The sequence below is a fragment of the Streptomyces sp. NPDC096132 genome (genome assembly GCF_044763345.1).
In the GTDB taxonomy this organism is placed as follows: Bacteria; Actinomycetota; Actinomycetes; order Streptomycetales; family Streptomycetaceae; genus Streptomyces.
This window is the reverse complement of the sequence record NZ_JBIWGA010000077.1, coordinates 1-4,984: the sequence shown is the minus strand read 5'-3', so window position 1 is coordinate 4,984 and position 4,984 is coordinate 1. Positions and strand designations below refer to the sequence as shown.

Below are 4,984 nucleotides of genomic sequence, written 5' to 3'. Positions count from 1 at the left end.
GCCGAAACCCGCGAGGTCCTCATCCGCTCCCTGGCGATGCTCCAGTCCAAGCACGCCGACCTCCCCTCCCGCAAACACGGCAACCCCCCGCAGTAGGACCCCACTTGACCCCACCAGTCCGTAGGAGGCAGCGGTTTTGGAACAGCAGACGCCGAGGAACGCCACGGTGCGCGTACGGATCGCGCTGGACGTGATCTGCGTGCACTCCTATCTCGGCTACACCCGTTTCACGCGGGTGGCGGACCGGCTGCGTGCCGAGGGCCGCCGACTTCGGGTGGAATTCCTGCCGTTCGAGCTGGCGCCGGGCGCCGGCACCGAGGGGGAGCCCCTGCTCCCCGTGCTGGAGCGGGTGTTCGGCGCGGAGGCCGTGCAGCAGACGCTGCGGTACGCCCGGCAGCTGGCCGCGGAGGGGCTGGAGCTGCACTACGAACGCGCCGTGGCCACGGGCACGTTCGAGGCGCACCGGCTCATCGCGCGCGCCGCCCGGCAGGGCCTGGCCGAGCCGATGGTGGAGCGTCTCTTCCGCGCCCACTTCACGGACGGGCTGCACATCGGCGACCCCGACACCCTCGCCCGGCTCGCCGAGGAGATCGGCGTCACGCCTGACGGCCCCGGTGCCGCACCGGCCCGGTCCGCGGAGACGGACCGGCTGCGTGCCGCACTCGACCAGGTGCGCCGGCTCGGCGTGACCGGGGTGCCGGTGTTCTTCATCGACGGCGTACGGCCGTTGACCGGATCCCAGTCCGAGGCCGCGCTGTCCGCGGCGCTGGACGAGGCCGCCCGGACCGGCTCCGGGTTCTGAACCGAGAGTCCGGTACCTCAACTTTCGCATCGAGGCACCACAGATCCATGTCAAGCGCGTGGTGACCCTCCCCGGGGGCTGATTGGGTGAAGCCCATCCCCCGGCCCGCATGCGTCCATGCGGTGATTCGTCGATTTCCCAGCTGTCCCAGCTATCCCAGCACAGATAGGGCTCAACATGGTTTCGCGACGCAGGTTCCTGGGTTCCGCGATAGCGGTGGCCGGCACCACCGCGGGGTTCGCCGCACTGACCTCGCCGGCGGCCCGGGCCGCCGCTCAGGCCGCGCCGGAGGTGATCGTCAGGCCGGGCGACGCCCGCTACACCGAGCTGGCGGAACGCGGTTACAACAACCGTTTCGTGGCCACCCCGGACGAGATCTGGCTCGTGCACTGCGCCTCCCAGGTGGAGAAGGCGGTGAACCAGGCCATCGCCGACAACCAGCGCATCACCGTGCGCGGCGGCGGCCACTGCTTCGAGGGTCTGGTCGACGACCCGCAGTTCCGCATCCTGGTCGACCTGTCGGAGATGAAGGACGTCACCTTCGACCCGACGATGAACGCCTTCGCCGTACAGGCCGGTGCCCGCCTCGGCGAGGTGTACAAGGCGCTGTACGAGGGCTGGGGCGTCACGGTCCCGGGCGGTGTGTGCCCCGAGGTGGGCGTGGGCGGCCATGTCACCGGCGGCGGGTACGGCCCGCTGTCCCGCCGCTACGGCCTCGTGGTGGACCACCTGTACGCGGTCGAGGTCGTCGTCGCCGACCGGGGCGGCAAGGCGCGCACCGTCATCGCCACCCGCAACGCCGGCGACCCGAACCGTGATCTGTGGTGGGCTCACACCGGCGGCGGTGGCGGTGGGTTCGGCATCGTGACCCGGTTCTGGTTCCGCACCCCGGGTGCGTCGGGCAGCGCCTCGGCGCTGCTGCCGAAGCCGCCCGCGCGGATGCGCAAGACCGTCGTGACCTGGCCGTGGGCGCAGCTGACCGAGGCGGGTTTCACTCGTCTGGTGCTCAACCACGGCGCCTGGCACGCCGCGAACAGCGCTCCCGGCTCCGTCTACGCCACGATGCACAGCTCCCTGCAGCTGCACTCGTCGCTCGCGGGCACGGTCCAGCTCGAGATCCGCATGGACGCGACGCTGGCGGACACCCCGAAGCTCCACGACGACTACATCCGCGCGGTCAACGCGGGGGTGGGCCTGGAGCCGACCGTCGACGTCAAGGAGGGCACCTGGCTGGAGATCGCCCTTGAGCCGACGCCGAGCTACGGCGCGTACTCGCGCCAGAAGTCCATGGGCGGCCATCTGCGCAAGCCGCTGACCGAGACTCAGGTCGGCGCGATCTACCGCTCGCTGAACGACCCCAACCACTACGGCGCCGGCCTGGTGTACCTCGCGGCCTACGGCTGCAAGATCAACACGGTCTCGTCGTCCGCCACGGCGATCCCCCAGCGGGACTCCGTCCTCAAGCTCTGGTACTCGAACAACTGGGCCGACCCGGCCCAGGACGAGGCCGAGGTCAACTGGCTGCGCACGCTCCGCAAGAACGTGCATGGCGCGACCGGCGGTTTCCCGGTGCCGAACGGCCAGCAGGACGGCGGCTACATCAACTACCCCGACGTCGACATGCGCGACCCGGTGCAGAACACCTCCGGTGTGCCCTGGTACTCGATCATCTGGAAGGACAACTACCCCAGGCTGCAGCGGGTCAAGAACGCCTACGACCCCAAGAACGTCTTCCGGCACGCCCTGTCCCTGGACCCCGCCTGACGGATCGCCCGGGCCACCGGTCCTCGCGCCGGAAGCGCACATCACACATGTTCACGACAGCCCGGAGGGCTCCATGACCAGCAGTAACCCCGCTGCCACCCGCACCGCTCCAGGACGGCGCGCACTGCCCGCGTGGCAGGCCGTGGTGGGGGGCGCCGCCATCGCCGCGGTCGTCAATCTGATCGTCCTGTTCATCGGCGACGCCGCCGGCGCCTCCCTGGTCCTGGAGCTCAACGACAAGCCCGACAAGATCGCCGCCGGTGACGTGATCTTCATGTCGGTCGCCGCACCGGTGATCGGTGTCACGGCGGCCGTTCTCCTGGCCCGCTGGAAGCCGGTGTTCCTGCGGGTGGGTCAGATCGTGGGCGGCGCGGTGGCGGTGCTCACGGCGATCGGTCCGCTGACCCAGGAGACCGACGGCGGTACCGCGGCCACGCTGATCGCGATGCATCTGATCGTCGGTTTCGTCGCGGTGGCCGCGCTCGAGGTGATCCGCCGGTCCCGCGTCTGACAACCGCACAGCCGCCAGGCGACCCTCCGGAACCGAACGGTTCCGGAGGGCCGCCTTCGTTTTGGGGAGGAAGCATGACAGCAGAGGGCACTTCCGCGGTGGATGTCACCACGATGCTGACCACGCAGTCCTGGCGCATCGTCAGCGGGGATCCCACCGCCGAGGAGGTCGCCGCGGTGGCGGTGGCACTGGCCGGCGTGCTCGCCGCGAACGCCGCCCAGGCGGCGCAGCCGACGGACGGGGACGACGGCGGTCGCGGAGCGCGCTGGACACCGTCCTCGGCCAGGCGCAGGACCGCCACGTCATGGGCGGCCGGACCGCTGCCGGGGTGGCGCCGCGCGGCCTGATCCGCATTCCATAGCAAGCCTTTTCCCCTGGCTCCGCCAACGGAGAAGGACCGCCGATCGCCATTGACCGGACGGCCCCTTTTCTGATCACTGATCCTGATTTTTGTGCACCGGGTCCATTTTCGAATACGAAATGAATCCGAGGAGAAGCGGAATTGTCAGGCATGCCCCAGACGGAAACCGACTCCGCGGGCGGTGATGATCCAGCTACTGGAGCCCAGCTTGCTGCGCAGGCTGCTGACATGGGTGTCGATGGTGCGCCCCGGCTCCGACCGGGAGTCCCGCCAGACCTGCGCCATGATCTGCTCTCGGGTGACAACGATTCCCGGCCGTGAGGCGAGCAAATACAGCAGATCGAATTCCTTGCGCGTCACTTCTATGGGACGGCCGTCCAGGCGGATTTCCCGGGCCCGGGGATCGATGCCGAGCTGACCGACGGTGATGGCCTCGTCGACCGGGGCCGGCGGCCGGAGCACCCGACGCATGACGGCCTCGATGCGGGCGATCAGCTCGGCCAGGCTGTAGGGCTTGGGCACGTAGTCGTCCGAGCCGGCCCGCAGGCTGAGAACGCGGTCGAGCTCGGAGTCACGGGCCGTCACGACGATGATGGGCACGTCGCACACCGCGCGGATGCTGCGGCACAGTTCAACCCCGTCCAGGTCGGGAAGGTCCAGGTCGACGAGGAGCAGATCGGCGTTGCGGTACTGCTGCAGGGCCTGGGCGCCGGTCGGGACGCTGTCGGCGTCGTACCCGTGCCGCCACAGGTCGCGCACCAACTCCTTGGCCATGTCGCTCTCGCTCTCCACGGCGAGCACGCGCAATCCCTTGCGGACTCGCCTCACGTCCGGCCTTGCGTACGCCACCCGCGTGGACGCCTGATGCGGAGTGCGCGGTTCTAGAAGCCTTACAGACTGATGCCCCATCCGAGAAATCCCCCATATTCATCCGATTTAGCGGAGCGTCGAGCCAATGTCAAAACAGGTCCACAGGAAGGGTACAGACGGGGCGCTCGATCCGTCAAAGATCAACAGTTGACGATCCGATCAGAAAGAAAAGTTGAAACCCCGCCGAAACAGAAAGAGACCTGATCACACCGAAGACAACATCCGGTGCACACCGTTTTACGCCTCCCCGCGGAAACATCGCTCAAAAGAAGACGAATAACTGCACCGTCAACTACACCAGCTCCCCCGTACCGACCTGTTCCAGGCATTCACAATACATCGTACACGTCGTTGCGTACGATGTATACGAGGGCTGGGTCACACCGCGGGGCCGGAAACCCGATCACGGACATGGCTCTCCAGAGGAGCACGCTATCGACAGCGTTCATGAAGATTCAGTGGCGAATCGGCCATCCTCGGCGGCCGACACACGGCAAAACAGAACCTACTTGACACAGCCCTGGGGAGATGACAAGAGCATGGCCTCTGCGCAAGCACCGGACCGCGGTACCGCACAGCCCAAGGACGTACGCCGTCTCGACCGGGTGATCATCAGGTTCGCGGGGGACTCGGGTGACGGTATGCAGCTCACCGGTGACCGCTTCACCTCGGAGAC

General features: G+C 68.1%; 5 protein-coding genes. 4 read left to right on the top strand and 1 reads right to left on the bottom strand.

Annotation, left to right across the window (positions count from 1 at the left end; all coding sequences use genetic code 11):
• Positions 1 to 136 precede the first annotated feature (136 nt).
• The 4 genes from ACIRF9_RS52390 (at position 137) to ACIRF9_RS52375 (ending at position 3,424) form a co-directional block, all read left to right on the top strand.
• A complete protein-coding gene (locus ACIRF9_RS52390; RefSeq protein WP_403837721.1) occupies positions 137 to 802 on the top strand; it encodes a DsbA family protein in 666 nt (221 codons plus the stop codon).
• 177 nt (positions 803 to 979) lie between these two features.
• A complete protein-coding gene (locus tag ACIRF9_RS52385; RefSeq protein ID WP_403837719.1) occupies positions 980 to 2,566 on the top strand; it encodes an FAD-binding oxidoreductase in 1,587 nt (528 codons plus the stop codon).
• Between the two features lie 73 nt (positions 2,567 to 2,639).
• Positions 2,640 to 3,077, top strand: a complete 438-nt coding sequence (locus tag ACIRF9_RS52380; protein WP_403837717.1) for a DUF6069 family protein — start codon at positions 2,640 to 2,642, stop codon at positions 3,075 to 3,077.
• 74 nt (positions 3,078 to 3,151) lie between these two features.
• Positions 3,152 to 3,424, top strand: coding sequence for an acyl-CoA carboxylase epsilon subunit (locus tag ACIRF9_RS52375; RefSeq protein WP_403837715.1), 273 nt, complete (start codon positions 3,152 to 3,154; stop codon positions 3,422 to 3,424).
• Positions 3,425 to 3,582: 158 nt separating this feature from the next.
• On the opposite strand, the gene ACIRF9_RS52370 is transcribed toward ACIRF9_RS52375, so the two are convergent.
• Positions 3,583 to 4,239: a response regulator transcription factor gene (locus ACIRF9_RS52370; RefSeq protein WP_403837713.1), complete on the bottom strand. Its 657-nt coding sequence runs from the start codon at positions 4,237 to 4,239 to the stop codon at positions 3,583 to 3,585.
• Positions 4,240 to 4,984: the final 745 nt, after the last annotated feature.

Excerpts from the sequence above, each read along its gene's own strand:
- ACIRF9_RS52385 (WP_403837719.1), top strand. The coding sequence starts at position 980 with ATGGTTTCGCGACGCAGGTTCCTGGGTTCCGCGATAGCGGTGGCCGGC.
- ACIRF9_RS52375 (WP_403837715.1), top strand. The coding sequence starts at position 3,152 with ATGACAGCAGAGGGCACTTCCGCGGTGGATGTCACCACGATGCTGACC.
- ACIRF9_RS52380 (WP_403837717.1), top strand. The coding sequence starts at position 2,640 with ATGACCAGCAGTAACCCCGCTGCCACCCGCACCGCTCCAGGACGGCGC.